This window comes from Zoogloea dura (assembly GCF_012927165.1).
Classification (GTDB): Bacteria; Pseudomonadota; Gammaproteobacteria; order Burkholderiales; family Rhodocyclaceae; genus Zoogloea; species Zoogloea dura.
In genome coordinates, this window is record NZ_JABBGA010000016.1 from 88,408 (window position 1) to 113,919 (window position 25,512).

At 63.9% G+C, this 25,512-nt stretch carries 24 protein-coding genes and 1 tRNA gene; 14 read left to right on the forward strand and 11 right to left on the reverse strand.

What is annotated here, in order from left to right; all coding sequences use genetic code 11:
- Window positions 1-7: 7 nt before the first annotated feature.
- Both epsE and HHL15_RS17725 read right to left on the reverse strand, forming a co-directional pair.
- Window positions 8-844: a polysaccharide export protein EpsE gene (gene epsE / locus HHL15_RS17720; RefSeq protein WP_206198840.1), complete on the reverse strand. Its 837-nt coding sequence runs from the start codon at window positions 842-844 to the stop codon at window positions 8-10.
- Window positions 832-2,178, reverse strand: coding sequence for a porin family protein (locus HHL15_RS17725; protein ID WP_169147134.1), 1,347 nt, complete (start codon window positions 2,176-2,178; stop codon window positions 832-834). Before HHL15_RS17725 ends, epsE begins: the two co-directional genes overlap by 13 nt.
- A gap of 375 nt (window positions 2,179-2,553) precedes the next feature.
- On the opposite strand from HHL15_RS17725, the gene HHL15_RS17730 reads away from it, so the two are divergent.
- Together HHL15_RS17730 and HHL15_RS17735 are read left to right on the forward strand one after the other, a co-directional pair.
- Window positions 2,554-3,036 (forward strand): OmpA family protein, encoded by a 483-nt coding sequence (locus HHL15_RS17730; RefSeq protein WP_169147135.1) that lies wholly within the window; start codon window positions 2,554-2,556, stop codon window positions 3,034-3,036.
- Window positions 3,037-3,116: 80 nt separating this feature from the next.
- Window positions 3,117-4,532 carry an aminotransferase-like domain-containing protein gene (locus HHL15_RS17735; RefSeq protein ID WP_169147136.1) on the forward strand — a complete coding sequence of 472 codons (1,416 nt, stop codon included), beginning with the start codon at window positions 3,117-3,119 and terminating at the stop codon, window positions 4,530-4,532.
- A 63-nt stretch (window positions 4,533-4,595) separates the two neighbouring features.
- On the opposite strand, the gene HHL15_RS17740 is transcribed toward HHL15_RS17735, so the two are convergent.
- Genes HHL15_RS17740 through HHL15_RS17750 form a run of 3 tightly spaced genes read right to left on the reverse strand, consistent with a single transcriptional unit; the run spans window position 4,596 to window position 10,389 of the window.
- Window positions 4,596-6,038, reverse strand: coding sequence for an efflux transporter outer membrane subunit (locus tag HHL15_RS17740; protein WP_169147137.1), 1,443 nt, complete (start codon window positions 6,036-6,038; stop codon window positions 4,596-4,598).
- Window positions 6,035-9,157: an efflux RND transporter permease subunit gene (locus HHL15_RS17745; RefSeq protein ID WP_169147138.1), complete on the reverse strand. Its 3,123-nt coding sequence runs from the start codon at window positions 9,155-9,157 to the stop codon at window positions 6,035-6,037. Before HHL15_RS17745 ends, HHL15_RS17740 begins: the two co-directional genes overlap by 4 nt.
- A gap of 14 nt (window positions 9,158-9,171) precedes the next feature.
- Window positions 9,172-10,389 carry an efflux RND transporter periplasmic adaptor subunit gene (locus tag HHL15_RS17750; protein ID WP_169147139.1) on the reverse strand — a complete coding sequence of 406 codons (1,218 nt, stop codon included), beginning with the start codon at window positions 10,387-10,389 and terminating at the stop codon, window positions 9,172-9,174.
- 107 nt (window positions 10,390-10,496) lie between these two features.
- Here HHL15_RS17750 and HHL15_RS17755 point away from each other — a divergent pair, with 107 nt between their 5' ends.
- The 4 genes from HHL15_RS17755 (at window position 10,497) to HHL15_RS17770 (ending at window position 13,061) form a co-directional block, all read left to right on the forward strand.
- Entirely contained in the window at window positions 10,497-11,102 is a 606-nt protein-coding gene (locus HHL15_RS17755; RefSeq protein ID WP_169147140.1) for a TetR family transcriptional regulator, read from the forward strand.
- A gap of 176 nt (window positions 11,103-11,278) precedes the next feature.
- Window positions 11,279-11,722, forward strand: coding sequence for a hemerythrin domain-containing protein (locus tag HHL15_RS17760; protein WP_169147141.1), 444 nt, complete (start codon window positions 11,279-11,281; stop codon window positions 11,720-11,722).
- A gap of 70 nt (window positions 11,723-11,792) precedes the next feature.
- Entirely contained in the window at window positions 11,793-12,347 is a 555-nt protein-coding gene (locus HHL15_RS17765; protein ID WP_169147142.1) for a cyclin-dependent kinase inhibitor 3 family protein, read from the forward strand.
- An 18-nt stretch (window positions 12,348-12,365) separates the two neighbouring features.
- Window positions 12,366-13,061: a hypothetical protein gene (locus HHL15_RS17770; RefSeq protein ID WP_169147143.1), complete on the forward strand. Its 696-nt coding sequence runs from the start codon at window positions 12,366-12,368 to the stop codon at window positions 13,059-13,061.
- Window positions 13,062-13,118: 57 nt separating this feature from the next.
- Here the strand turns inward: HHL15_RS17770 and HHL15_RS17775 are convergent, their stop codons facing one another.
- Window positions 13,119-14,069: a 3-hydroxybutyryl-CoA dehydrogenase gene (locus HHL15_RS17775; protein WP_169147144.1), complete on the reverse strand. Its 951-nt coding sequence runs from the start codon at window positions 14,067-14,069 to the stop codon at window positions 13,119-13,121.
- A 174-nt stretch (window positions 14,070-14,243) separates the two neighbouring features.
- On the opposite strand from HHL15_RS17775, the gene HHL15_RS17780 reads away from it, so the two are divergent.
- Window positions 14,244-14,320, forward strand: a tRNA-Met gene (locus HHL15_RS17780).
- Between the two features lie 219 nt (window positions 14,321-14,539).
- Here the strand turns inward: HHL15_RS17780 and HHL15_RS17785 are convergent.
- Window positions 14,540-14,782: a helix-turn-helix domain-containing protein gene (locus HHL15_RS17785; protein WP_169147145.1), complete on the reverse strand. Its 243-nt coding sequence runs from the start codon at window positions 14,780-14,782 to the stop codon at window positions 14,540-14,542.
- A gap of 513 nt (window positions 14,783-15,295) precedes the next feature.
- On the opposite strand from HHL15_RS17785, the gene HHL15_RS17790 reads away from it, so the two are divergent.
- The 3 genes from HHL15_RS17790 to HHL15_RS17800 all read left to right on the forward strand — a co-directional run bounded on the left by HHL15_RS17790 (window position 15,296) and on the right by HHL15_RS17800 (window position 18,256).
- Entirely contained in the window at window positions 15,296-16,591 is a 1,296-nt protein-coding gene (locus HHL15_RS17790) for a site-specific integrase (protein WP_169147146.1), read from the forward strand.
- Entirely contained in the window at window positions 16,584-17,558 is a 975-nt protein-coding gene (locus tag HHL15_RS17795) for an HD domain-containing protein (RefSeq protein ID WP_169147147.1), read from the forward strand. The genes HHL15_RS17790 and HHL15_RS17795 overlap by 8 nt, the downstream gene beginning before the upstream one ends.
- A 131-nt stretch (window positions 17,559-17,689) precedes the next feature.
- Window positions 17,690-18,256, forward strand: a complete 567-nt coding sequence (locus HHL15_RS17800; protein WP_169147148.1) for a hypothetical protein — start codon at window positions 17,690-17,692, stop codon at window positions 18,254-18,256.
- A gap of 17 nt (window positions 18,257-18,273) precedes the next feature.
- Here HHL15_RS17800 and HHL15_RS17805 read toward each other — a convergent pair whose 3' ends face one another.
- Window positions 18,274-18,579, reverse strand: coding sequence for a helix-turn-helix domain-containing protein (locus HHL15_RS17805; protein ID WP_169147149.1), 306 nt, complete (start codon window positions 18,577-18,579; stop codon window positions 18,274-18,276).
- Between the two features lie 174 nt (window positions 18,580-18,753).
- Here HHL15_RS17805 and HHL15_RS17810 point away from each other — a divergent pair, with 174 nt between their 5' ends.
- Window positions 18,754-19,398 carry a hypothetical protein gene (locus tag HHL15_RS17810; RefSeq protein WP_169147150.1) on the forward strand — a complete coding sequence of 215 codons (645 nt, stop codon included), beginning with the start codon at window positions 18,754-18,756 and terminating at the stop codon, window positions 19,396-19,398.
- Between the two features lie 316 nt (window positions 19,399-19,714).
- Here HHL15_RS17810 and HHL15_RS17815 read toward each other — a convergent pair whose 3' ends face one another.
- The gene (locus HHL15_RS17815) at window positions 19,715-21,298 is read right to left on the reverse strand and encodes a phytoene desaturase family protein (protein ID WP_169147151.1); all 1,584 of its coding nucleotides are present in this window, start codon (window positions 21,296-21,298) and stop codon (window positions 19,715-19,717) included.
- 204 nt (window positions 21,299-21,502) lie between these two features.
- On the opposite strand from HHL15_RS17815, the gene HHL15_RS17820 reads away from it, so the two are divergent.
- Both HHL15_RS17820 and HHL15_RS17825 read left to right on the forward strand, forming a co-directional pair.
- Window positions 21,503-21,877: a VOC family protein gene (locus HHL15_RS17820; protein WP_169147152.1), complete on the forward strand. Its 375-nt coding sequence runs from the start codon at window positions 21,503-21,505 to the stop codon at window positions 21,875-21,877.
- On the forward strand, window positions 21,874-22,500 hold the full coding sequence (locus HHL15_RS17825; protein WP_169147153.1) for a TetR family transcriptional regulator: 627 nt from the start codon (window positions 21,874-21,876) through the stop codon (window positions 22,498-22,500). The genes HHL15_RS17820 and HHL15_RS17825 overlap by 4 nt, the downstream gene beginning before the upstream one ends.
- Window positions 22,501-22,518: 18 nt before the next feature.
- Here the strand turns inward: HHL15_RS17825 and HHL15_RS17830 are convergent, their stop codons facing one another.
- Window positions 22,519-23,187 (reverse strand): TetR/AcrR family transcriptional regulator, encoded by a 669-nt coding sequence (locus tag HHL15_RS17830; protein ID WP_169147154.1) that lies wholly within the window; start codon window positions 23,185-23,187, stop codon window positions 22,519-22,521.
- A gap of 179 nt (window positions 23,188-23,366) precedes the next feature.
- Here HHL15_RS17830 and HHL15_RS17835 point away from each other — a divergent pair, with 179 nt between their 5' ends.
- Window positions 23,367-24,998 (forward strand): ATP-dependent acyl-CoA ligase, encoded by a 1,632-nt coding sequence (locus HHL15_RS17835; protein WP_169147155.1) that lies wholly within the window; start codon window positions 23,367-23,369, stop codon window positions 24,996-24,998.
- A 74-nt stretch (window positions 24,999-25,072) separates the two neighbouring features.
- On the opposite strand, the gene HHL15_RS17840 is transcribed toward HHL15_RS17835, so the two are convergent.
- Window positions 25,073-25,501 carry a type 2 periplasmic-binding domain-containing protein gene (locus HHL15_RS17840; RefSeq protein WP_169147156.1) on the reverse strand — a complete coding sequence of 143 codons (429 nt, stop codon included), beginning with the start codon at window positions 25,499-25,501 and terminating at the stop codon, window positions 25,073-25,075.
- Between the last annotated feature and the right edge of the window lie 11 nt (window positions 25,502-25,512).

Consider the following 25,512-nt stretch of genomic DNA (forward strand, 5'->3'; position numbering starts at 1 on the left):
CCCGGCCTCAGAACAGGGCTTCACGGACGACGATCACGTCGTCCGCCTGCACCAGGTCGCCCAGCTGCGGGTTGAGGATGCGCACGCTGCCGTCGTCACCGCGACGGTGGATGCGGATGCCCCTCTCGGTGCCGCGTGGGCTCAGGCCGCCACCGACGGAGAGGGCCTGCAGCACGCTCATCTGCCGTTCGAGGCGGTAGGCGCCGGCCTTCTGGACCTCGCCATACACATAGATCTGGGCGGCGCGCTGCACGTAGAGGGTGTCGCCGGCCATCACGGCCACGTCCTTCTCGGGTGTCCAGGTGACGAACAGTTCGGCCACGTCGATCTCGGCGCGGACCCGGCGGCCGTTGCGCATGCCGGTGAGGATCACCCTCTCGGCCCCTTGCGGGGTGGTGCCGCCGGCCAGGGCCAGGGCGTCGGTGACCTTGGTGGCGGTGCTCTCCAGCGGGTAGCGGCCCGGGCGGGCCACCTGGCCGAGGACGGCCACCTGGGCGCCACGCACCTGCTGCAGGAGCAGGGTGACCTGGGGCTGCAGCACGAAGCCGCCGCTGCGCAGGCCGGTGGCGATGGCCTTCTCCGCTTCCTGCAGGGTCAGGCCGCCGAGCTGGACGCTGCCGACCAGCGGGTAGCTGATCGCGCCCGTGTCGGAGACCCGCGTTTCCAGGCTGAGGTCCGGGTTCTGGAAGACCGAGACCTTCACGCTGTCACCCGGGCCGAGCCGGTATTCCTGCGGTGCCGGGTCGGCCTGGGCCGGTACGCCGGCCAGCACCAGCCACAGGCTGGCCAGCAAGCCGGCCCACCAGGTGCCCCGGCGCTTGTCGATGTTCTTCAAAATGCCCACTGCACGCTCCCTGCCATAGTCCAATCCGTGTAACTCCATTCCGCCTGGTTCGACTCCCGCTGTTCACGCAGCAGGCTGAGGATCCAGCGCAGGCGGGGCGACATCTGGTGGGTGGCGGTCAACTGCGCCTGCCCCACCTTGTCTTCCCGGCGACTCGTCACTGCGACGCCGAAGCCCGGGTCGCCCCGGTACTGGGCATCGCGCCATTCGTAGCGGCCTTCCAGCCGCGTGCGCGGCGAATAGGCCCAGATCCATCCCAGCCGCGCGCCGCGGGTGGCCACATAGCTGGACACGAAGTCCTGGGCCGGCTCCACGTCGTAGCGCAGCACCCCGCTGAGCTGGCTGCGTGGCGTCACCTGCCATTCCGCACCGACGAGGGCGGAGTGCCCCGAGTAATTGCTCTGGGGGTAACGCCCGTATTCGCGGCTGACGCTGGCCACCCGCATCAGGTAGCGCGAGCCGGTGCCCGTAGGCAGCGACAGCTCGAGGCTTGTCTCTTCCTGCTGGAAGCGCTTCTCGGCCAGGGTCCCGGCGTCGTCGGCCGGCGCGTTGGGGTACTGGCCGCGGGCCCGGCGGCGGGTCAGGGTGGCTGTTCCGCGGCCCTCGGGGGCATAGCGCAGGATCAGGTCCACCGTGCCGAAGTCGAGTTCGTTGGTGGGACGGGTTCCGTCCTTGTAGCGTCGGCTGCCTTCCGCGACCTGGGTGCCGACCTGCCAGCCGTTCGTCAGGCGGTAGAAGGCGCTGCCCGACAACACCCGGGTGGTGGCAATGCTGCGCACCGGGTTGCGGAAGTAGGCGTAGTCGTCCAGGGCTTCCCGGTGCTCGGCGCCCACCTCGCCCTGCCAGTCCGGGCCGGCGCTCCAGCGCCAGCGCCCGACCGCCGTGCGGGTGGTGTGGTTGAGGAAGTCGAAGCTGCCATAGCGGTTTGCGTTCGCTTCCAGGTCGAGCAGCCACTGCTGCCCGGCATGTCGTTTGTCCAGCCCCAGCTCCAGGCGGGTCAGGCTGTGCCACGACCCCCGCCCGGACAGCCCGGCGGCGGAGGCGGCGGCCGCATCCCGCAGGCGGAAGACGTTGCTGTCGTAGCTCAACACTTCACTCATGGCGATCCGGCTGCCGGCGCCCTTGCCCAGCGGCAGGTCGCCCGGCGTCTCGCCACGCTCCGGCAGGTCTGCGGCGGCCAGGCTCTGGCTGAGGTTCAACTGCGGGGGTGAGGGCTCATCGCTCTCGAACACCAACAGGTTCGGCCCGCTCGCGCCGGAAAGCACGGTGCTCAGGCGCAGGGGCGGCAGTTCGCCGGCCATGACCGGTCCGTTCACGCCCAGTGCCAGCAGCACGCCCCCCAGTGATCCTCCCAAACACCTCAGCACCCGTCACTCCAAGCTCAAAAGTCGGCGAATCTTGATTCAGCCTTGCGAGTGCTAAAGCCAACTATTCCGCGGGTTTCAGGATATTCGTGAATATTCAGTAATCTTTAGTGACAAAATCACACAAATCTTGAATTTGACAAATTTTCATTGAATTAGGATTCTGGAATACATCCAGGCCGGAGACGCACCGTGCGTGGCCGCTGCGGCGGATCAGGAGCTTGCAGGGCCGCCGATCAAGGAGCACGTTTCCCTGTCGCCGGCAGGGCTTTTGGATAGGCCTGGTGAATAAGCCGCTATACTTGCGGGCTGAATATTTCACTCTTTTCCAGAAAGGACTTTCCGATGCAGCAAGACGACGACAACCAGAACCTGGTACTGGGCATCCTGTTCGGCATCATTGCCCTGGTGATTGGTCTGGTGATCGGCCTCACCGTCTATGTGACCGGCCAGACTGCCCAGGCCAAGCCGGCCGCCGCGGCCACCGCCGAAGCGCCGGAGATCGCCGAGATCGGCGAAGCCCTGGTCAAGCTCTACTTCGACTCCGGCAAGTCCGAACTGCCGGCAGGCGCTGCCGACGAGGTGGCCAAGGTGGTCGCCAAGCTGCAGGAAGACAGCACCCGGATCGTCCTGATCTCCGGTTACCACGACGAAACCGGTGGCGCGGCGGTGAATGCCGAAGTCGCCAAGGCCCGTGCCCTGGCTCTCAAGGATGCGCTGGTGGCTGCCGGCATCCCGGCTGACAAGATCGCCCTGCGCAAGCCGGCCGTGACCCTGGGTGGCACCGAAGGCGCCGAAGCCCGCCGAGTGGAAGTGCGCGTGCAGTAAGCGCAGACCTTTTTGCGGGGCACAAGAAGGCCGGGCTTGCCCGGCCTTTGTCTTTGGGGCGGGCTGCTAACATTCCGGCCATGAGCCTCTACCAGACCCTCGCCGACGAGACCGCCCGCCTGATCCTCGAGGGCGTGCTGCGCCCCGGAGACCGCCTGCCCTCGGTGCGGCAGACCTGCCGCCGGCACGGCATCGCGCCGGTCACCGTGACCCAGGCCTATCACCTGCTCGAGAGCCGCGGGCTGATCGAGGCCCGCCCCAAGTCCGGCTATTTCGTGCGGGCGCGCCTCGGCCAGCGCTGGCCCGAGCCGGAGATGACCCGGCCGGTGGGGCATTCCACCGAACTGGTGGTGAGCGACTTCATCTTCCAGATCCTCGACAGCGTCAAGGATCCCGCCGTGGTGCCGCTGGGGTCGAGCTTTCCCAGCCCCTACCTGTTTCCCCTCGACAAGCTGGGGCGCCACTTGGCGGCGGCCGCCCGTCACCTGGACCCGCTCGCCACCGTCACCGACCTGCCGCCGGGCAACGACGAGCTGCGCCGCCAGTTGTCCTTGCGTTACCTGGCCAACGGCGCCAGCGTCTCACCCGCCGAGATCGTGATCACCTCGGGGGCGATGGAGGGGCTCAACCTGTGCCTGCAGGCGGTGACCCGCCCGGGCGACCTGATCGCCATCGAGTCGCCGACCTTCTATGCCGGCCTGCAGGCCGCCGAGCGCCTGGGCCTGAAGGTCATCGAGATTCCCAGCCACCCCCGCGAAGGGGTCAGCCTGGCTGCGCTGGAGGACGCGCTGCGCCACCACCCGGTGAAGGCCTGCCTGCTGATGTTGAACTTTGCCAACCCGACCGGCGCACGGGTGCCGGATGCGCGGCGGAAGGAGCTGGTGGCGCTCCTCGATCGTCACGATGTGCCCCTGATCGAAGACGATGTGTATGCCGAACTACATTTTGCCGCCGATCCGCCGCTGGGCAGCAAGGCCGTGGATCCGACCGGGCGGGTGATGCATGTGTCGTCCTTCTCCAAGTGCCTGGCGCCGGGCTACCGGATCGGCTGGGTGGCGGCGGGCCGCTACGCGGCGGCGATCCAGCGCCAGAAGCTGTCCCTCAGCCTGGCCACCACCGTGCCGGTGCAGATCGCCCTGGCCGACTACCTGAAGCAGGGCGGCTACGACAACCACCTGCGGCACCTGCGGCGCACCCTGGCCAGCCAGGAGGCCGCCGTGGTGGCGGCCGTGGAGGCGCATTTTCCCGAAGGGACCCGTCTGGCCCGGCCGGATGGTGGCTACTTCCTGTGGTTGGAGCTGCCCCGTCAGGTGGATGCCCTGGCCCTGCACAGCGCGGCCCTGGCGCAGGGGATCAGCGTGGCGCCGGGCCCGATCTTCTCGGCCAAGCGGGAGTTCGGCCATTGCATCCGCCTGAATTTCGGTCATCCGGCGGATGCGCGCCTGCTGGATGCCGTTGCCACCGTTGGGCGCCTGGCCGCCGCCAGGGGCCGGTAAACGGACCGCCCCCCGGCGGCGGGCAAGCCATCCGGGGCGCGGGGTGCTGCAGGGGGCGCTGCCTCAGCGGGGCTGCTGCGCTCCGCCGGCCAGTTGCGCAGACGCCTGCCAGCCGCCGCCGAGGGCCTTGAACAGGTCCACCGAGGAGGATAGCCGGGCCTGGCGGTTCTGCACCCAGGCGACGGTGGCATCGTTGGCCGTGCGCTGAGCGCTCAGTACCTCGAGGAAGGGCGAGTAGCCCGAGTCGTAGCGGGCCTGGGCCAGTTTCAGGGCGCTCTGTGCCGCCTTGAGGGCGGTGCTGTAGGCATCCTCCGCCTCGCCGTTGAAACGCACGGCGACCAGGGCGTCGTTGACCTCCCGGAAGGCGGTCTGGACCGTCTTGCGATAGCTTTCCAGGCTCTGCTTCTGCTGGGCGCTGATCTGATCCACCTGGGCGCGCAGCCGGCCGCCCTCGAAGATCGGCTGGGTCAGGCCTGCACCCACCGACCAGACCATGGCGGCGGGGCTGAAGAGATCCGAGAGCTCACGACTTTCGCGGCCATAGCTGCCGGTCAGGGTGATGCTCGGGAACAGCGCGGCCTTGGCGACACCGATCTTCGCGTTGGCGGCGATCAGGTCGGTTTCGGCCTTGCGCACGTCGGGCCGGCCTTCCAGCAGGGCCGAGGGCAGGCCGGTCGGCGGCACCGGCGGAACCGGAAGGCGCGCCAGGTCGCCGGCGGCAATCCGCAGGCCGGGCTGGCCGACCAGTAGACCAATGAGGTTCTCCGCCAGGGCACGGCTCTTCTCCAGCTGCAGCTGCGCCGCGGTGTAGGTGGCCAGCGCGCCCTCAGCCTGCTGCACATCCAGCTGGGACACGTAGCCACTGTCGAAGCGGATGCGGGCCAGCTGGGTGCTGCGCGCCTGGCTGCTCACCGAGTCACGCACGGCCAGCAACTGGGCATCGATGGCACGCAGGTTGAGGTAGGCCTGGGTGACCGATGCGGCGAGGCTCAGGGACACCGTCTCGCTGGCATAGCGGGTGCCCAGGGCCTGCGCCCGGGCCGCCTCGGAGGCACGCCGCAGCTTGCCCCAGATGTCCAGCTCGAAGGACGTGGACAGGCCGAGCTTGTCGGTGGTGCGCACCAGCCCGCTGGGCGGGTTGGCGTTGGGCAGGATGGTCCGGCTGCGGGACACGCCGGCATTGGCGTCGACCTGGGGCAGCAGGGCGGCGTTGACCTGGCGCAGCAGGGCATCGCCCTCCTCGATGCGGGCTGCGGCGCTGCGGGCATCCGGGCTGGAGACCAGGGCCTGGTCCACCAGGGTGTCGAGCTGCGGGTCGCCGAACAGGGACCACCAGCGCCCGGCCAGCGCCGGGGTGTCGGCGGTGGGCAGGGCGGCCTGTTCGGTATAGGCCGCCGGCAGGCCGACCTGCTCGGCCGGACGGACGTAGTCGGGGCCGAGGGCACAGCCGCTCAGCGCGGCGGCGGTGAGTGCGGCCGCCAGCAGGGTGGGACGGGGGCGGATCATTGCTTCACCTCCGGATGGGCGTGGCTGCTATCACCGACAGACGGCGCCTTGCTGGCGCGGCCGCTCAGCCACTTGAAGAACAGGGGAATGAAGATGGTGGCGATGAAGGTGGCGGCGATCATGCCCCCCACGACACCGGTCCCCATCGAACGGCGGGCGGCAGCGCCCGCGCCGGACGAGATGGCCAGCGGCAGCACACCCAGGATGAAGGCCAGGGAGGTCATCACGATGGGGCGGAAGCGCAGGCGGGCCGCTTCGATGGCCGCATCGACGATGGGCATGCCCTCGGCCTGCTTCTGGGCTGCGAACTCGACGATCAGGATCGCGTTCTTCGCCGCCAGGCCGACCAGCACCACCAGGCCGATCTGGAAGTAGATGTCGTTGGGCATGCCGCGGAAGAGCACGGCCAGCAGGGCGCCGAGCATGGCGAAGGGCACGGCCATGATCACCGCCAGGGGCAGTGACCACTTTTCGTACTGGGCTGCCAGGATCAGGAAGACCATGATGATGCCGAAGACGAAGGCGATCACCGAGGCGCTGCCGGTACGCTTTTCCTGGAAGGCCTGGCCGACCCACTCGGTTCGGTAGCCCTCGGGCAACATCTCCTTGGAGACTTCCTCTACCGCCTTGATGGCGTCGCCGGAGCTGAAGCCAGGTGCAGCGCTGCCAAGGACCTTGGCCGAGACGAAGCCGTTGAAACGCTCCACCAGTTCGGCGCCGGTGATGGTCTTGACGGTGGCGATCGCCGACAGGGGCACCATGGCACCGCTGTTCGAGCGCACGAAGGGCTTGAGCAGGTCTTCCGGCTTCATCCGGTAGGCGGCGTCGGCCGACACCTGGACCTTGTAGGTCTTGCCGCTGCGGTTGAAGTCGTTGACGTACAGGGTGCCGGTGCTGGCCTGCAGGGTGGCGTAGATCGAGTCGAGGGGAACGCCCATCGACAAGGCCTTGGGTTCATCCACCTCCACGTAAAGCTGCGGTGCGGTGACCCGGAAGAAGGTGTTGATGCCGGTGAGCTCGGGACGCTTCTTGAGGGCTTCGACGAACTGCCCCGTCACCGCCGCCAGGTTGCGTGCATCGCCGTCCGCGCGGTTCTGCACATAGACCTCGAAGCCGCCGGCCGTGCCCAGACCCTGGATGGGGGGTGGATTGAAGACCAGGCCCATACCGTCGGACAGGCTCATCCCGATGCCCATGAACTTGCCGGCCATCTCGCCGGTGGTGACCGTACGCTGCTCCCAGGGCTTGAAGATGATGAAGGTCGTGGCGACGCTGGGCCGGTTGTTGCCGGTGATGAAGTCAGTGCCGTTGATGAAGAAGATATTCTCGACATCATCGGACATGATGCGTTGACGCATCTGTTCTGCCGCAGCGCCGGTGCGTTGTGCAGAGGCGCCATCGGTGAGCGTGACGAAGCCGAACAGGTAACCCTGATCCTCTGCCGGCACGAAGCTGCCCGGTACCAGGCGCAGCAGGCCGCCCGCGCCGGCGATGGCGAGGATGAAGAACAGACCGCCAATGATGCCGTGGCGCAGGGTCAGGCCGACGATGCCGGTGTAGCTGCGGGTGAAGCGGTCGAACAGCCGGTTGAAGGGCCGGAAGAGCGGCTTCTCCTCGTGGGTCGGCTTGAGCAGCAGGGCGCACAGGGCAGGCGTCAGGGTCAGTGCGACGATGCCAGAGATCACCACCGCCACCGCCACGGTGACGGCGAACTGCTGGTACAGCTTGCCGGCGATGCCGCCGAGGAAGGCTACCGGCACGAATACTGCGCACAACACCAGGACGATTGCGATGACCGCGCCGGATACTTCGCGCATGGCCTCGATGGCCGCATCGCGGGGCGACAGCTTCTGCTCGCTCATCAGGCGCTCGACGTTCTCCAGCACCACGATGGCGTCATCCACCACGATGCCGATGGCCAGCACCATGGCGAACAGGGTCAGGGTATTGATCGAGAAGCCGAACAGCCACATGCCGGCAAAGGTGCCGATCAGGGACACCGGCACCGCCACGATGGGGATCAGGGTGGCGCGCCAGTTCTGCAGGAACAGGTAGACGACCGCGATCACCAGGATGGCGGCTTCGATCAGCGTATGCACCACCTCCTTGGCGGATTCCTGGATGAAGCGGGTGGTGTCGTAAGGTACGAAATACTCGATGCCCTTGGGGAACTGCTTGGACATTTCGTCCAGGCGTGCGCGCACCTTCTGGGCGGTGTCGAGGGCGTTGGCGCCGGACTGCAGGTAGATGCCCATGCCAGACACGGGGGCGCCGTTCACCCGGGCGCTGCGGTCATAGCCATCGGCTCCCAGTTCGAGACGAGCGACGTCCTTCAGGCGAACCAGGCCGCCAGGCCCCTCGGCCCGCAGCACGATGTTGCCGAAGTCCTCGGGGGTAAGCAACCGCCCTTTGGCCGTCACCGTATAGGTCAGTTGCTGACCATTCACCACCGGTTCGGCGCCGATCTTGCCTGCTGCGTTCTGGGTGTTCTGCACCTTGATCGCGTTGGCTACGTCGGATGTGGTGATGCTTAGCTTCGCCATCACGTCCGGCTTCAGCCATACCCGCATCGCGTACACCGGGTCGAACTGCTGGGCGTCACCCACACCGGGGATCCGGCGGATCTCCTCGACGATGTTGAGGGCGACGTAGTTCGACAAGTAGAGCGCATCGTAGGATTGATCAGGGGAGCGCAGGGCCGCAAACATGAGGATGTTGTTGGAGCGCTTCTGGACCAGCACGCCGGTCCGCCGCACATCGTCGGGCAGGCGCGGCTCGGCGACCTTGACCCGGTTGTTGACCGCGATGAGCGCGGTGTCCGGGTTGGTGCCCACTTCAAACGTGGCGGTGATGCTGACCGTACCGTTGGAGGTGCTCTGGGAGTTGTAATAGAGCAGGCCCTCCACGCCCGACAGCTGCTCCTCGATGGGAGCGGCCACGGTCTTGGACAGGGTTTCGGCGTTGGCGCCGGGGAAAGTGGCGGAAATGATCACCGTGGGCGGCGTGATCTCCGGGTATTGGGCCACCGGCAGCGTCAGCGAGGCCATCAGGCCGGCGATGACGATGATGATGGAGATGACCGATGCGAAGATCGGTCGGCTGATGAAGAAGCGTGACATGGATGCTTACTCCCTCAACCCTTGGCCGGGGCGGCAGGGGCAGCTCCAGGCTTGTTGCCGGGCGCGCCGGGGCCTTCGCCGGGGCCATGAGGGGCCACCGGGGCGCCGGGGCGGACCTTGATCAGGTTGTCCACGATGACCTTGTCGCCGGCCTTCAGGCCACCGAGGATGACCCAGTCGGTGCCGACCCACTGGCCGGTCTTGACCGGCCGCGGCTCGACCTTGTTGTCGGCGTTGGCGAGCATCACCACGGCGCCCTTGTCGGTCTGCATCACCGCGTTCTGGGGCACCTTGAAGACGCCTTCGCGCTCACCGGTGAGGAGGCGGGCGCGCACGAACTGGCCGGGCAGCAGGGCGCCGTCGGCATTGGGGAACTCGCCCCGCAGCTGGAGAGTGCCGAGGGCCGGATTGACCTGGCTGGCCGCGAAGTTGAGCTTGCCGCGTACCGGGTAGATGCTGCCGTCCGGCAGGATCAGTTCGACCCCGCGCACGCCCTGGGGCTTGAAGCGCCCGCTGGGTGTCGCGGCGTTGAGTTCGGCTTCGGACAGGGAGAAGCGCACCCACATGGGGTTGAGCTGGGTCACGGTGGTGACCAGGCCGTTGGTGCTCACCAGGTTGCCCTCGGAGACTGCGGCACGGCCGCTGACACCCGAGACCGGCGCGGTCACGGTGGACCAGGTCAGGTTGAGCTCGGCCTGGCGCAGGGCGGCCTCGGCGGACTGCACGGCGGCCAGGGCGGCGGAGTTGTCGGAGGTGGCGGTGTCGTATTCACGCTGGCTGATGGCCTGCTGGGCCAGCAGGCCCTTCAGGCGGGCAGCCTCGCGCACGGTCTGCTCGGCGCGGGCCTTGTTCTGGGCCACCTGGGCCCTGGCCTGGGCCACGGCCACATCGAAGGGTTCCCGATCGAGCTGGAAGAGGGGCTGGCCGGCCTTGATCGCGGTACCTTCCTCGTACAGCCGTTTGGTCAGGATGCCGCCCACGCGGGCCCGGATTTCCACCTCGCGTGCGCCTTCGGTCTGGGCGACGGCCTCCACGCTGGTCTCCACCTTGGTCGGCTGCACCTCGAGGATGGTCACCGGCAGCGCCTGAGGGGCGCCTCCCGGCGGGCCGGCGGGTTGGTCCTTGCCCGTACAGGCGGCGAGGATACAGAGGCCGAGCAGCAGCGGCGGCGTTGCGAAACGGCGGACGGCGGCGGATGGAGATGGCTTGCGGGAGAGCGGTCTTGTGGTCACGTTGACCTCCGGGGGTGGATTTTTGGATGTTGTTAGGGCATAGTTTATACATTCAAGAATGTATGTAAAGTATTCCCAGAAGCTTTTTTGGATATCTGAAATTCCATATGGTTCGCAAGACGAAGGAAGAAGCCGAGGTTACCCGCCGCCACATCATTGATGCGGCCCGGCAGGTCTTTCGGGATTGCGGCGTCCGCAGTTCAACCCTGGAAAAAGTGGCCGCGGCAGCAGGGGTTACCCGGGGCGCGGTTTACTGGCATTTCCGCAACAAGACCGAGCTTTTCTTTGCCATGCGGGAGGAGGCCACGCTGCCTTTTGTCGATCGCGTCGTGTTCGATCTCAACGCTGCCGACCCCCTGGCCGGGATCGAGGTGGCGCTCCGGGAGATCTTCGTGATCCTCGAGGATCATGCCGACGTCCGCGAGATATTCGAGATCCTCAGCTTCAAGTGCGAATATGTGGACGAGTTCAAGCCCATGATGGGCTGCAGCGACGGCCAGATGGAGTTCCTGCAAAAGCTCACCGAGGCCTACCGGCAGGCCGGTGAACTGGGTGCCCTGAGGCCGGGCTTGAGCGCCAGCGATCTGGCCCACGACACCTTCCTGTTCATTGGCGGCCTCATCAAGCACTGGTTGGCAGCTTCGCCGAACCAGCGCTTTCGCAGCGACGCGCTGAGCCTGATCCACAACCACATCATGCTGCGCCGGATCTGAGCGCCAGGCAGTCCCCACGGGGGCTCGCCTGCCGGCCTTGATGTGGTGGATACTATGACCCGACGACGGAGTGTGCCGGGCCCGGGCCGAAGACTGACAAGGGCCTGCTTGGCCAACGAGCTCGCAGCCCTTCCCAGCCGCGCGTCTATAAGGACAACAGATCAAGGAGACTGACCATGAGTGAACCTACAGGCATGCCCTGGACCGACAACTACCTGCTGGGTTACACCCCGATGGACGATACCCACCGGGAGTTCGTCGAAGTGGTGGATGCCATGCTGAGCTGCGACGATGCCGATTTTCCGGCGCGTCTGAGGGCATTCATCGAACACGCCGAAAAGCACTTCGCCGACGAGAAGGCCTGGATGCAGGCCAGCGATTTTCCCGCCACGGACTGCCATGTGGATGACCACGAGGCAGTGCTCGGTTCGGCCCACGAGGTGGAGCCCCTGGTGCTGGAGGGCAATCTGGAGATAGGCCGCAGCTTTGCTGCCGAGCTGGTCAAGTGGTTTCCCGGCCATGCCGACTATCTCGATTCGGCCCTGGCGCACTGGCTCGTGAAAAAGAAGGCCGGTGGCAAGCCCGTGGTGCTGCGCAGGAATGTGACGCTCGCCGAGTAGATTCCCGTTGCATCCAGCCCCGGGCTGGATGCGCAACCATCACCTTCCATAAACTCCGGTTCCGCATCCAATGAGCGGCGCACGTACCAGCCATTCCCACCCGCTGCAGATCGCCGAGGTGCGTGCCAGCCTGGACCACGGCCGTATCGGCATCACCTTTTGCCCCGGCAAGCACGACCAATGGGCAGCCACCGGCGCCTGGGCGCGCGACCTGGGTGTGGACCTGGATGCCATCGCCACCTGGGGCGCGCGCTTGGTGCTGACTTTGGTGGAGCCGGTGGAGCTCACCGCCCTGCGGGTTCCGCAACTGGGGCACGAGGTGCATCGGAGGGGGATGCAATGGATGCATCTGCCGATCGCCGATTTCAGCACTCCCTGCCAGGACTTCGAGCGCAAGTGGGAGGGCCAGGGGCCGCAGATCCGCGCGCTGCTCCGTGCTGGCGAGGACGTGGTGGTCCATTGCAAGGGCGGCCTGGGCCGGGCTGGCATGATCGCCGCCCGGCTGCTAGTTGAGCTGGGCATGGACCCGGAGCAGGCGATCAAGGATGTGCGCCGGGCCCGCAAGGGAGCCATCGAAACCACGTCCCAGCTGGCACTGGTGCGACGAACCCGGCCGATTCCCTGATTTGGAGCCGGACGCCGCATGATTACCGGGATGTCCGTGATCGACACCACCCTGATGCGGCGCATCGGCGGGCAACTGGGCAGCAATCCGGGCGGAATCTACCAGGACGAAAGCGGCCAGCGCTATTACGTCAAGACCCTGGAGTCGCCCGCCCATGCCTGCAACGAATGGCTGGCCGCCCAGCTCTACCTCCTGGCTGGCGCCCCCACCCTCAACTACGTGCGCACCCGCGCGCCCGATCAGATCGCGACCGAGCTGGTGAGCCTGGATAAAAGACAGGTCGCCCACCTGAGCGACATCGAGCGCCGGCAGGCCCGGCACTGGCTGGGAGTCCACGCCTGGACCGCCAACTGGGATGCGGCCGGCTTCCACGGCGACAACCAGGGCGTGGCGCAGGGACGGGTGTTAACCCTGGACGTGGGCGGAGCCCTGGACTTCCGCGCCCGGGGCGACCCCAAAGGCAGGGCTTTCGGCTGCCAGGTGGGCGAGCTCGACAGCCTGCGTGCCAATCCTGACAATCCTCACGCCTGCAGTCTGTTCGGTGGCATGGATCAGGACGAGCTGGCTGCTGCCATCTGCGTCGTGACCCGCCTTCCCGACGACCGGATCCGCGCCCTCATTCTCGCAGCGGGTGGCCGGACGGCGCTCGCGGACAAGATGATCGCGCGGAAGGGCGATATGGCGCGAAGGCTGGCAGGGCTGGTGGCGGCCTGACGCGCGACTCCCTCCCCGGGGCCACCCGGCAGTCCGGTGGCCCCGACCGAGGCAGGCTCAGCTATAGCTGTAGAAGCCCTGGCCGCTCTTGCGGCCCAGGTAGCCGGCATCCACCATTTCCTTAAGCAGGGGGGCGGGGCGGTACTTGGGATCATTGAAGCCGGCGTAGAACACTTCCATCACCGACAGCATGGTGTCCAGGCCGATCAGGTCGGCCAGGGCCAGGGGGCCGATCGGGTGGTTGCAGCCGAGCTTCATGCCTTCGTCGATGTCGGCGGCGGTGGCCAGGCCCTCCTGCAGCGCGAAGACCGCTTCGTTGATCATCGGGCAGAGGATGCGGTTCACCGCGAAGCCCGGGCTGTTGCGGGCCACGATCGGGGTCTTGCCGATGGCGGTGGTGAAGGCCTGCACGGCGGCGAGGGTCTCGTCGGAGGTTTGCAGGCCGCGGATCAGCTCGACCAGGGCCATCAGCGGCACCGGGTTGAAGAAGTGCATGCCGATGAAGCGCGACGGGGAGGACACCGAGGCCGCCAGCTTGGTGATGGAGATCGATGAGGTGTTGGTGGCGATGAGGGTGCCGGCCGGCACGATGCCGTCGATTTCCTTGAGGATGCGCAGCTTGAGGGCCTCGTTCTCGGTGGCCGCCTCGATCACCAGGTCGGCGCCGGCCAGGTCGGCGTAGGCGGTGGTGCCGCGGATCAGGGCGAGGGCCGCGTCCTTGTCGGCGGCGCTCAGCTTTTCCTTCTTGACCAGGCGGTCGAGGCTGCCGGAGACGGTCTTGATGCCACGCTCGACGGCTTCGGTGGACACATCCACCATCACCACCCTGATGCCTGCCACTGCACAGACCTGGGCAATGCCGTTGCCCATGGTCCCGGCGCCGATCACGCCGACGGTTTGAATTGCCATGCTGTTGCTCCTTGTTGCGTTGGTTTTTCCATAGCTTTTATAGGCAGGAAACCTGGCGCGCTGCGTCAGCAGCGATGTTGCGAACGGGCGGCCAGCCATCCTGCGCTGCGCAGCATACCTTACCGTATGGAGGCCGCAACCATCGAATGTGAGCGCTGCCCGGTTTTCACCCAAGTACGTGGCGATACCTGCAACCCGGCCTGCTTTCTTGTCGCACCGCAAAATAAAATTTGACTCGATCAGGCCGATCGTCTAATATCTTGTTTCTCCAGACGCGGGGTGGAGCAGTCTGGCAGCTCGTCGGGCTCATAACCCGAAGGTCGCAGGTTCAAATCCTGCCCCCGCAACCAAACAAAAGCGTTAAGGCTCAAGCATTTAGGTGCTTGGGCCTTAACGCTTTTCGGGCTCGGATCTCAGCTTGTGCCCACTCAGTGCCCAAACCGTGCCCGTTCTGTGCCCGTTCTGTGCCCGGACAAAATTCCGCTTTTTCCGAACCGTGAATGGTTTGACCTTCGGTCACCGTGCCAGTTAGGCGCGGTGACCGGGCTTGCGTGATTCCCTCTTGCCGTCTAGCCGTTGCTGTCAGCGAGCGGAGCTGGAGAGGCCTGCTCACTCTTTTGGTACTCCAGCAAGTCAGGCAGCCCACAGTTCAGGTAGACGCATAGAGCGTCCAGGACATCGAGCTCTACGCGCTCGGCGGTCTCGTGATACAGGCGGGTCAGCGTTCCCCGGTTGATGCCCGTGTCCCGTGTGACGTCGCTGATCTTCAGCTTCCGCTCGCCAAGGAGGCGGGATAGGTGGCACTTGATCACGTTGCGCTCCGAATACAAAAAATGATCTTTAGAAGGTCAAAAAGGTCTTTGGTAGGTCTTCTTTTTGTGTAGAATGGTCTCCAGTAGATCGTTTTGAAGCTATCGAGCAACAAAACGCCCTGCTGAAAGATCAATTCTACGGAGAAGTCCTCATGTCCGCTAACACCTACCTAACTACAGACGAGCTTGCCGCTCGGATCAAGTACGACGTTCGAACCATCCGCGAACGTCTGAAGGACTCGGTTCTGCTCGAGGGTGTGCATTACATCCGTCCATTCGGGGGTCGAAAGATCCTTTACGTATGGGAGCAGATCGAGAAAGACATGGCTCTCGAGTCCCTGGATGCGGGGCTTGTCCAGGCCGCAACGCCGACTCGTGGTCAGTCCGAGCACGCCCGTTCAGTCACGATTCCCATGGCCAGCGGGGTGGCGTGCCGGGTTGCTGCGATTCCCGGGACGCCTCGGAAGACTGGACAACACCTTCGGGCCCAGACGGCACAGAAGGAGGCTCGCCATGGCTAGTATCAGAGCTCGGGCCGACTCCGGGAAACTGTTCTTCGACTTCCGCTTTCAAGGCGTGCGTTGCAGAGAACAGACTCTCTTGGATGACTCGCCCGCGAACCGGCGCCGGCTGGAAAAGGTGTTGCAGCGTATCGAGCTGGAGATTCACCAAGGGGTTTTTGACTACTCGGCTTTCTTCCCCGGCAGCAAGCTCGCCGCAACATTCGCGGTAGCGGGAAGCGAGGCACCGCGGGAGACAGGCCTTGGTCAGCCTACGCCTCAGGTAGACGGCCCTGCGGTAATCTCTGCGCCCCCACCGTCTGCTCCTGTCCCGGCCTCCACCACTCGCCCGACCATCGGCGCTTTCACCGAGACCTGGCAGCTGGAAAACCAAGTGACTTGGCGCCGCTCGTACCAGCGTACCGTCAGCGACATCGTCACCAAGCATCTGCTGCCCCGTTTTGGGGCGCGGGATGTCGGAAGCCTCCTGCGGGAAGAACTCCTTCAACTCCGGTCCGAACTCGCCAAAGTCAAAGGCCGGAAGAAGGAAACGCTGTCGCCCCGCCGGATCAACGCCATCATGAATGTGATGAGCCTGATCCTTGCAGAAGCCTCCGACCGGTACAAATTTACCAGTCCTTACTACAACATCAAACCGCTGCGTATCCCAAAGAGCGACGTCGAACCCTTCACGCTCGCCGAGGTGCAACGCATTCTCGACACCGTAAGAGAGGACTTCCGCGATTACTACACGGTGCGCTTCTTTACCGGGATGCGCACCGGCGAGGTGGATGGACTCAAGTGGAAGTATGTGGATTTCGAGCGCCAACTGATCCTCGTGCGGGAAACGATTGTCCTCGGCGTGGTGGAAGAAGACGCCAAGACCATCGAGTCCGTGCGTGATATCCATATGTCCCAAGTGGTGTACGACGCGCTCAAGCGCCAGCTGGCTCGCTCCGGGCGCTTGAAGGGCTTCGTCTTCTGCAGCAGCACGGGGCACGCCTTGGACCACAACAACATCACCAAGCGTATCTGGTACCCCTTGCTGCGGCACCTCGGGCTCAAGAAGCGACGGCCATATCAGACCCGCCATACCGCCGCGACTTTGTGGCTCGCCGCCGGGGAAAACCCCGAGTGGATCGCCCGACAGATGGGGCACACGAGCACCGAGATGCTGTTCAAGGTGTATTCCCGTTACGTGCCTAACCTGACCCGCAAAGATGGATCCGCTTTCGAGCGCTTGCTGAGTGAGCGCTTTGCGTCCTCCGCACAAAACGTTGTCGTTGAAGGAGCTCATCACCATGTCTGATGCCCGCAAAACTGTGTTTTCGGTGGGCCAGCTGCCCCAGCCGGATCATGTCATCGACCGCCTCCCGTTGGTCTTCCGGGTCCAGTCGATTGAGCGCCTGCCCTTCAATGAGCGCAACCTGCTCAACGTGGCGGTCGTCTTCCATGAGAGGGCCGTGCTGCGCGTGGAGTGGCTGTGCCGCCATCCGGATAGCAGGCTGACGGCTGGCAGCCTCGTGTCGATCCGTTGGCTCGGCCGGCCGACCAGTACTTTGGGGGCGATCCGGATCGCTCGGCTGGTGAAACTCGAACGGCCTGAGGCGAGCCTAAATCCCTTTGACACGGTGCCCCACGCCTGGGTCCGGGATCGGGAGCTCGTCGCGCGGGCAGGGCGCTTCTGGGAAAGCCTGAGCCGGCCGCTGCAGCACCTTTTCAACGCGGTGTTCTGGGACCCCCGCCGTTTCCAGCGCTATCTCGAGGGGCCGAGTTCGCTCCAGGGGCATCACAACGGCCGCAACGGCAACTTTCGCCATTCGCTGGAAGTTGCCGAGCGGGCCCGTACCCTTGGCAGCCATCACGCGGAGGTGCATCTGCCTGTGCTGATCGCGGCGAGCCTGCTCCACGACGCGGGTAAGGCCGAGGAGTACAAGTTCAATACGGTGCGGTGCCGCTACGAGATGACGGAGCGCGGGGCGCTGCTGGGCCACAAGCATACGATTCTCGAGTGGATCGCCGGCGCCAGGGCCCAGCACCGGGTGATCGTGCCCGAGGCCCATTACCTCGCACTTCTTCATGCCATTACCGCCGCCAAGGGGGCGCCCGACTGGCTGGGGCTGCGGGAGCCCCTGAGCCTGGATGCCCACATCCTGTCGACGGTGGACCGCCTCTCGGGCCAGGCCGACCTCGTCAGTCGCCATGCGGCGAGGGACGGGGGCTTTGGTGTCTATCACCGGCACCTGGGCGGACGGCCTTACGTCGTGCGGGAGTGAGGTCGGCAGGGCCGCCGCGATCCCTCGCGGCGGCGCCGGTCGCTCGCTTTGAAAGTCGAGACGTTTCGGTATGCTGTTCCTGGCAGCGGACGTCCTGTCATTCCCATCCCCAAAAATGCTTGGAGATTCTCATGAATCAACATGATGGCTTCGCTCGTCCGCAAACTCGGATTTTGCGTGGCACCTGCATCACCCGAACCGTCAATTCGGCCAATCCGCGCTTGATCGGCGTCTGGAGGTGGAATTTTGAAGAGGCCAGTTGCCGTCTCTACGCCGTGTGCGTCTTTGCGCCGAACGTCCTGCGGGATACCTACCCTCTGAAGGAACTGCGGTGCTTGAAGGACTCCGTCGCGCAGCAGGTGCACAAGGTCGAGAGGATGATCGACTGGACGCGGGGTCAGCTCGACGCCGCAGGCCTGCAGGCCGGCGAACAGGGCCGGGTCGAGCCCTTGATTGCGGACATCCGCAAGCCGCTGACGAGCGCGTACGTGGTCCTCTTCCTCCGCGCCGATCTCGCCATCCAGTTGCTGGACGCCCTGTGGTTGCAGGGGGCGCTGACCGACGCCGGTCACGCGGAGCAGACAAGGGCGATGCGCCGCGCGCCGCTCAGTGTCCTGGGTGAGATCCAGCGGGTGCATGCGCGTTTCCGGCGGCGCATCGAGGTGCTGTATCGAAAACGTGATGCTGGGCCGCAATAGGTGGGGTGTAGTCAGGCTCAGGCGGTCTCGAGTTGGATGATTAACTGATGGAGCTGGTCCCGGGAACATCCTCCCAGGAGTCGGATCAGCTCCGCCAGGTCGTCATCGGGCTCATACAGGTAGGAGACTGGAACGTTCAGTTCCGCGGCAAGGCGCTGTGCCGTCTGCAAGTCCGGTACGTGCTTACCCCGTTCGTATTGGTTGATACGAGCACTGGCAACGAACTGGTCGATGCCGGCAAGGATTCCGAGCTGCTTTTGCGATACGCCTCTCGCCTCCCGGGCCACCTGTAGCCGTCTGGCAAACACCGACCTTTCTTCCATCCCAGTCCTCCATGCATGAGGACTAAGAGATTCTTAGGAACAACACCTATGGCATACTAAGGAATCCTTAGTGGCTGGCCTCTAATTTAGCGCCATCCAAGCCACTGCAGTTTTTCAGCCGCAGTGACGAGGTTAGAAAAATTCAACATCAATATGGACAAAGCTATGTACAGAATGACTCCTGCACTGGCGCTCGGCCTTGTGCTGACCGGCTGTGCCTCAATGAAGCCCACGTATCACGCTGAATCGACCTTTGTGATCTATGACGTCAAACCCGCTGCGCTTGATCGGAATCAGCTCCTCAAGGCTGTGCTTGACGCTGTGCAGACGAGTGCCAGCAAACTGCGAGTGAATCGGGAGATACCCCCGGCGGAGTTGCCGACCACGCCAGGGCGTTTTGAGCTTCAGGATCCATTTGCCAACTCGCGGATGGGGGCGCTGCTGGCTTCACAGGCTCAGAATATCCGCGTCCCGGTTTGCAAGAACGCGCTGATGACGGTCTCCACTGACAACACCAGCATGGCTCAATATGGTGAGCAGACAAGCTTCTTCTTGTGTGTCTTGCCCTACAAGGATGGCTACCACATCGATATCCACGCGACCTTCGTGCGGGCGAGCAGCGGCTTTACCCCGCAGGGAATCAGTTCGGCGGTCGGCCGCTCGCTTATCGGTGACTCGAGTCAGTTCATCCCGCGGACGATGAGCAACGTACGCGCTGCGGCCGAGTCGATTGGCGGGAAGGTGACGGTGGTCGACAGCTACATCCCTGAGGATTTCAGAGGGGCGTTTGTGAATCAGACGGAGAGCGCAGGGAAGTAATGTGGTATCCGTGCGTTGGGAGGGGTGATTAAAACTTCCCTCTGTAGGTGCTGTAACTTGGCAAAAGACTTGTAGTAGGTCTAAAAAGGTGACCAGAGTTGCCGTAGCCACCTGAATGATTTCACATTCCTGCTCAGTAAGTCGTCGGCCCTGAGCGATCAGCCCATGCCGGGAAGGTACGGGCTAATCGCTCAGGGCCGACTCTTAAGCGTGAGCGGATTTTCTCCGTCATGAGTTGCTGTTTGAGTATGCGGATGTGGAAATGAAAAATCAGTGTGTCAGCCGTGCTTTCGATGCCAACGGGAACGGACGGTGGTTACGAGCCAGCAAGAAAGCGGTTGACTCGTCCAGCTGCGATGCGGCCAGGAAGACCATTGATGCCACCTCCCGGGTGGATCCCCGCTCCCCCTAAAAAAAGGCCGGCAATTGGTAGGGTGTCGCCGCCAAGACCTGGAGCGGGGCGCATCAGTGACGAACGGGTGGTGCTGGTGTCGATGTGGACCACGCAACCGCGGTGGACATTGAGGCGTGCAGCAAGATCGGGGGCTGCTTCGACTCGGCGGCCGATCTCGAACTCCTTCAGGCCATCCATGTATCCGCTAGCTTGGTCGATGACCTGCTGCCCCACTTGGGCACGGATAGCGTCCCAGCCTTCACGGGGCTCAACCGGCATCGCAACCGGGTATAGGTAGGCGACGTCCTGCCCTTCAGGTGCTTGGCTCGGGTCGACGGCACTAGGGGCGGTGATCCACATGTAGGGCAGTTTTGGCACTTCGCCACGGGCTGAACTGCGGAAATTCTCCAGTACGGCCTCTACAGTACCAATGAGAAGCACGCATTTGCGCAGGCTGAGGCCATCGGGGCGCATCGCCTCGTGCCGACGGTACTGCACTTGGCTTCGCAGGGCCACGTCTACCTTGAGTGGTGAGGCGCCATGCCCGTTGGCGGGTGCCAGCGCAATGCGGGTGAGAAGCCGCCGGTCGAGGGCGCCGGGCGTGACCATCTCCAGGGCCATTTTCGGGTGGATCGATGCGACTACCGCTTTCGCCCTGATCAGGCTGCCGTCCGGTAGCCGGACGCCGGTGGCACGGCCTCCTTCGGCCACGATTTCCTTGATCTGGGTGGATAGCAGGATCTCACCGCCCAGCTCCGTCAGCCGCGCAGCCAGTGCGTTGGACAATGTCTGCATGCCGCCGACCGCGCGACCGAGGCCGAAGCGATGAATGAAACCCAGCAGGGCGAAGTAGATTCCCGTGGCCTCGTTGGTGATTGGTCCGGCGGCGCCGAGCAAGGCGCACATCGCTGACTGGGTGACTGGGTGTTCAAAGCGCTCCATGATCGACACGTAGGCCGGGCTGCCGATCAGGGCCATGATCTCCGGCTTCAGATGACGGTTGCGCAGCACCGCCTTGAGGGCTTCCCACTTGGCGCCCAGATTTCGCTGGGATGGGTCCACCCGCATCATTGGAATCGCCATGTCCATGAACGCGTCGATGAGTCTCATCAAGGCCAGGAACTCGGTTGCGTCGTGCTCGGAGAAGCGTCGCATTTCGGCGGCTGTCTTTGCCGGATCGCGCCAGAAAACCAGCGAATGGCCGTCCGGATGCAGATAGACGTAACCCGGCGCCATCTCCACCTGCCGAAAACCGTGGCGTTCCAGCTGCAGTTCTTGCGGCATCATCGGATGCACACGCAGGGACATCAGATCGAGCGCGCAGGGGTGAATCAGGTGCTGGGGGGCCTCTGGGATCAGGTAGCCCGAGGATGCCATTCCGCCAATTTTCTCCCGTCCCTCGATGACCACGACCTTCTTGCCAGCCTCGGCCAGATAACAGGCTGCAGACAACCCGTTATGGCCGCCGCCGACGATTACGACATCGTAGTTCTGGTTTTTTTTCATTGCGTTTCCTCTTGGGTCTCTCTCTTTTGTTTGCTGCAAGCAGGCATCCGGGGTCACAAATTTGAGCACATTTCAAGAGGAGGCTTTCTTCAACGGTTTGACCTCGAGTTAAAGCGTGAGAGATGGGGTTTTCGGCGCAACGGTTTATTTTTATAAACGGATATGTTATTTGTGTCTAATAAAAACCACTGAGGAGACGACCCTATGCTGACCCATATCACCCTTGGCACGAACGACCTGGAGCGTGCTCGCGCTTTCTACGACCAAGTGCTGGAACCCCTCGCACTGAAGCGTTTGTTCAGCGTGGAGCAAGCGTCAGGCTGGGGGGCCGAGGCGCCGCAGTTCATCGTTCTGCATCCGCGCAACGGCGAAGCGGCTGCGGCAGGTAACGGTCTCACAGTAGGTTTTGCCGCACCGAGTCGGGGTGCGGTGAACGCATTTCATCGGATCGCCCTGTCACTTGGCGCGGTGGACGAGGGGGCGCCAGGGCCACGCCCGTTTGCGCCGAATGCCTACGCTGCCTACGTGAGAGATCTGGACGGCCACAAGATTGTTGCCTCCTGCCGCCAACCCGAGTGAGTCCGGCGCTGCAGCCCATCGCCGAGGGTGAAGAGGAAGGCAGCAGGGAACGCACCTGTCGGGGCCGGGTGATCGAGGCTGCCCGGCGGGTGTTGTACAAGGTGGGTGCGGCGGCAACCACCCTGGAGGGAGTGGCCCGTGAGGCGGGCATCACGCGGGGCGGAATCTACTGCCACTTTTCGAGCAAGGAAGAGTTGATCCTCGCTGTCGTGGCGCGTTGGCCCTTGCCGTCCTTGGATGGCGAAGACGACGTTGCCGATCCTCTCGCCGGGCTGGATCGCGCCTTGTGTCGGCTGGGCGGACAGCTTCGCGACGACAGAACGCTCCACGAGATGTTCTGTTTTCTGATGCTGAAGTGCGACGATACGGTTTGTGGTGGTTTGAGGGGGCGGGTGCTGGACCCGTTCTGGCGAGCACTCGCCGGCCAGATAGAGGATGCCTACCGTAGCGCCCGGGTAAGGGAGCTGCTCCATCCCTGCCTCGAACCATCCGAGGCTGCCGAAGAGACCCTTATCTTTCTGGAAGGCCTGCTGGATATCGGCATGCTTCGGGTGGGGGCGCGCGATACGGCCACACTGGAGGCTGCCATCGGCATGCATATCCGCCTGCGCCGCATTCTCTGAGGCGGCCGGCGCAGGCCTTCAGCGGCGAGCGGTCTTGCCGGTAACGAGTGCGCTGACCAGACGCTCGATACGCCGGGGCATGTTGCGCCGCTGCTCGGGGCTGGCCGGAACCAGCTGCTCGCTGAGCACATAGCGAATGATCAGTTCACACACCAATTCCCGGTCGAGTTTTACCCCCAGGCGTTCATCCCAGGAGTCGAAAACGATCCCCAGCACGTCCTGGAAGCGCAAGACGGCGTCCTGGAAAATGCGCTGAAACCAGTTCATCGCATATTCCGGGGCGACGATCAGCAGGCGTCGGGCGCGGGTGTGACCAATGTAGTCGCTGATGAACTGGATCATCGCCTCGAGGCGCGCGTCCGGGTCGGTATGCGGTGCCGTTGTCTCGATCAGCGAGGCATAGAAGCGTTCGCGCTTGTGCCGGGAGAAGGCGTCCAGCAATTCCTCCTGGGAGGCAAAGTAGCGGTAGAAAGTACCCCGCGAGATCTCCGCGGCCTTGCACACATCAAGGATCGAGATTCGCTCGGCACCCGACTCGAGGATGATTTCCTCGGTCACCTCCAGGATGCCCTGGATGGTGCCTTCCGAACGCCGGTTGCGACGTGTCTTGCGGACCACCGGTGCGGCTTCGTCAGTTTGACTCTCTTCCTTTACCGCGACTTCGCCATCATTTTCCAGCTTGTTCATCAGGTCCTCCCTGGCATTTTTCGGCCGTGGTGTGGCCTGAGACGGGGTGAGTGGTGTAGAAACATCTTCTCTAAACTTTGACACTATTTTGTTTTGTGTTTATATTTTGTTCGGAAAAGGGCACTCATAAACCGATGTTGCGTCGATTCAGGCGCTTCACACAACAAGGAGACACGGGCATGACGGGTACGGGAAATCCGGAAACTTGGGCCGTTGGCGAGCGGGATACGGTGATTGCCGCACTCGATCGGGCTGTTGCTGCACATCCAGACAGAATTTTGCTTGATTTTGCGGGTGACCTCTACACGTATTCGGACGTTGATCGTTTGTCGACACGTCTTGCCCATTCCTTCGAGGCGCTGGGTGTGCGTGCGGGGCAAACGGTGGTCACCATGCTCGGCAACAACATCGACGCCGTTGTGTGCTGGCTGGCCATCAACAAACTGAGGGCAGTCAGTGTGCCCGTCAATACGGCGCTGAGGGGCGAATTCCTGCGCCACCAGATCGCCGACGCGGGTGCATCGCTGGTAATTTGCGAAGCGGACTTTCTGCCGCGCATTGCGGCGGTATCCGCCGAGCTGCCGGAAATGAAGCAGGTGCTGTACCGGAACACGCTGGCTGAGCAGGTGGAATGCGCCGCTCTGCTTGCGCCACTGGATGCATACCGAGGCGACGACGACACTCCCATCCTGATCAAGCCCGACCCCGCCGACCTGGCCTGCCTGGTGTACACCTCCGGCACCACCGGCCCGTCGAAGGGCTGCATGCTGAGTTACAACTTCATGTGCAATCTGGCTCGCCTGCAACTGCGTGCAGGGCCGGCAACGGCGGATGACGTGACCATCACGCCGCTGCCCCTGTTCCACATGAACGCCCTGTGTGTCGGGATCATCTCCAACATCATGGTTGGCGCCCGGGTGGCAATCGTCGAGCGCTTCTCCGTGTCGAACTTCTGGCCGGAAGTAGAACGCTCTGGTGCCACCATCGCCTCGATCCTTGGCAGTATGGGTGGCCTGCTGGCCCAGGCTCCTGACAGCGACGCGATGAAGCGCTGTATCGGACAGATCCACACCGTGCGAGGCAATCCCTTTACCGAGCCGACCAAGGCAATCTGGCGTGAGCGCTTTGGCGCACGCCAAGTGGGGGGGAACGGCTACGGCCTTACCGAAGCCTGTGTGGTCACCTCGCTGGCGGGGGGGGAGTATGCCGCGCCGGGCTCTTCCGGCAAGCGCATCCCGGACTTTGACGTGCGCATCGTGGACGAAATGGACCGTGAGCTACCTGCCAATACACCAGGAGAAGTGGTGGTGCGCCCGTTGCGTCCGGACGTCATGTTCCAGGGCTACTGGCGGCGACCAGAAGATACCCTCAAGGTCATGCGCAATATGTGGTTTCACACCGGCGACATCGGCAAGTTTGACGATGAAGGCTTTTTCTATTTTGTAGACCGTAAAAAGGACTACCTGCGTCGTCGTGGCGAGAACATTTCCAGCTTCGAGATGGAGTCGGCCTTCGCCAAGCACCCGGCTATTCTCGAAGTGGCGGTGCATGCTGTGCCTTCCGACAAGGGCGAGGACGATGTGAAGGTCACCGCCATCCTGCGCGATGGTGCCAGCCTCAAGGCCGAGGACCTGTTTCTTTGGTCCACCGACGTGGTGCCTTATTACGCGCTGCCGCGCTACATCGAGTTTCGCACGAGCATGCCCAAGAACCCCCAGGGGCGCGTGCTCAAGTACCAGTTACGGGATGAGGGCAAGACGTCCGATACCTGGGACTGGGAAGAAACCGACATCAAGGTGGCCAAGCGCTGAGCACATTGGCCTGATCGGATTGTTTTGCCGCCGCCGGAAGGCGGCGGTTTCGTTTCAGAAGAACGAAGCCATTGTCAGGGCGTGAGAATGACTTTGAGGCTGCTGTCGATCTGGCTTTTCTCCAGATAGCCAATTGCGTTCGCATCGCTGCTCACTGCCTTGCGCATCTCATCGGCGCTGCCTACCTCTCTTGGGGGCTGTCCGGCGCCGGAGAAAATCACCTTCGACCAGTAGGCCTTCAACTGGGCCGCATCCTTCCCGGTTACCTTGACGTGGAACTCGCTGCGGGTCGGGCTGGTGGGGCCTTGTTCGATGGGGACTGCCTTGCGCCCATCGGGAAAGGCGACGGCCTTGCCGGTGAAGATCTGGGCTATCTGGTCCTTGCTCATGTTGCCGACCGGATTGTTGGCGGCGACCACGATCACCACATCCGCCTGGGCAGCACTGCAGGCGCCCGTGCAGGCCAAGGCGATGATTAGCTTCCGGATTGCGCTGGATTGCATTTTTGTTTTCC

What these genes read in the sequence shown, in the direction of transcription:
- HHL15_RS17730 (WP_169147135.1), top strand. Translation starts at nt 2,554, where the DNA reads ATGCAGCAAGACGACGACAACCAGAACCTGGTACTGGGCATCCTGTTC.
- HHL15_RS17735 (WP_169147136.1), top strand. Translation starts at nt 3,117, where the DNA reads ATGAGCCTCTACCAGACCCTCGCCGACGAGACCGCCCGCCTGATCCTC.
- HHL15_RS17740 (WP_169147137.1), bottom strand. Translation starts at nt 6,038, where the DNA reads ATGATCCGCCCCCGTCCCACCCTGCTGGCGGCCGCACTCACCGCCGCC.
- HHL15_RS17745 (WP_169147138.1), bottom strand. Translation starts at nt 9,157, where the DNA reads ATGTCACGCTTCTTCATCAGCCGACCGATCTTCGCATCGGTCATCTCC.
- HHL15_RS17755 (WP_169147140.1), top strand. Translation starts at nt 10,497, where the DNA reads ATGGTTCGCAAGACGAAGGAAGAAGCCGAGGTTACCCGCCGCCACATC.
- HHL15_RS17760 (WP_169147141.1), top strand. Translation starts at nt 11,279, where the DNA reads ATGAGTGAACCTACAGGCATGCCCTGGACCGACAACTACCTGCTGGGT.
- HHL15_RS17765 (WP_169147142.1), top strand. Translation starts at nt 11,793, where the DNA reads ATGAGCGGCGCACGTACCAGCCATTCCCACCCGCTGCAGATCGCCGAG.
- HHL15_RS17770 (WP_169147143.1), top strand. Translation starts at nt 12,366, where the DNA reads ATGATTACCGGGATGTCCGTGATCGACACCACCCTGATGCGGCGCATC.
- HHL15_RS17775 (WP_169147144.1), bottom strand. Translation starts at nt 14,069, where the DNA reads ATGGCTGGCCGCCCGTTCGCAACATCGCTGCTGACGCAGCGCGCCAGG.
- HHL15_RS17790 (WP_169147146.1), top strand. Translation starts at nt 15,296, where the DNA reads ATGGCTAGTATCAGAGCTCGGGCCGACTCCGGGAAACTGTTCTTCGAC.
- HHL15_RS17795 (WP_169147147.1), top strand. Translation starts at nt 16,584, where the DNA reads ATGTCTGATGCCCGCAAAACTGTGTTTTCGGTGGGCCAGCTGCCCCAG.
- HHL15_RS17800 (WP_169147148.1), top strand. Translation starts at nt 17,690, where the DNA reads ATGAATCAACATGATGGCTTCGCTCGTCCGCAAACTCGGATTTTGCGT.
- HHL15_RS17805 (WP_169147149.1), bottom strand. Translation starts at nt 18,579, where the DNA reads ATGGAAGAAAGGTCGGTGTTTGCCAGACGGCTACAGGTGGCCCGGGAG.
- HHL15_RS17810 (WP_169147150.1), top strand. Translation starts at nt 18,754, where the DNA reads ATGACTCCTGCACTGGCGCTCGGCCTTGTGCTGACCGGCTGTGCCTCA.
- HHL15_RS17815 (WP_169147151.1), bottom strand. Translation starts at nt 21,298, where the DNA reads ATGAAAAAAAACCAGAACTACGATGTCGTAATCGTCGGCGGCGGCCAT.
- HHL15_RS17820 (WP_169147152.1), top strand. Translation starts at nt 21,503, where the DNA reads ATGCTGACCCATATCACCCTTGGCACGAACGACCTGGAGCGTGCTCGC.
- HHL15_RS17830 (WP_169147154.1), bottom strand. Translation starts at nt 23,187, where the DNA reads ATGAACAAGCTGGAAAATGATGGCGAAGTCGCGGTAAAGGAAGAGAGT.
- HHL15_RS17835 (WP_169147155.1), top strand. Translation starts at nt 23,367, where the DNA reads ATGACGGGTACGGGAAATCCGGAAACTTGGGCCGTTGGCGAGCGGGAT.
- HHL15_RS17840 (WP_169147156.1), bottom strand. Translation starts at nt 25,501, where the DNA reads ATGCAATCCAGCGCAATCCGGAAGCTAATCATCGCCTTGGCCTGCACG.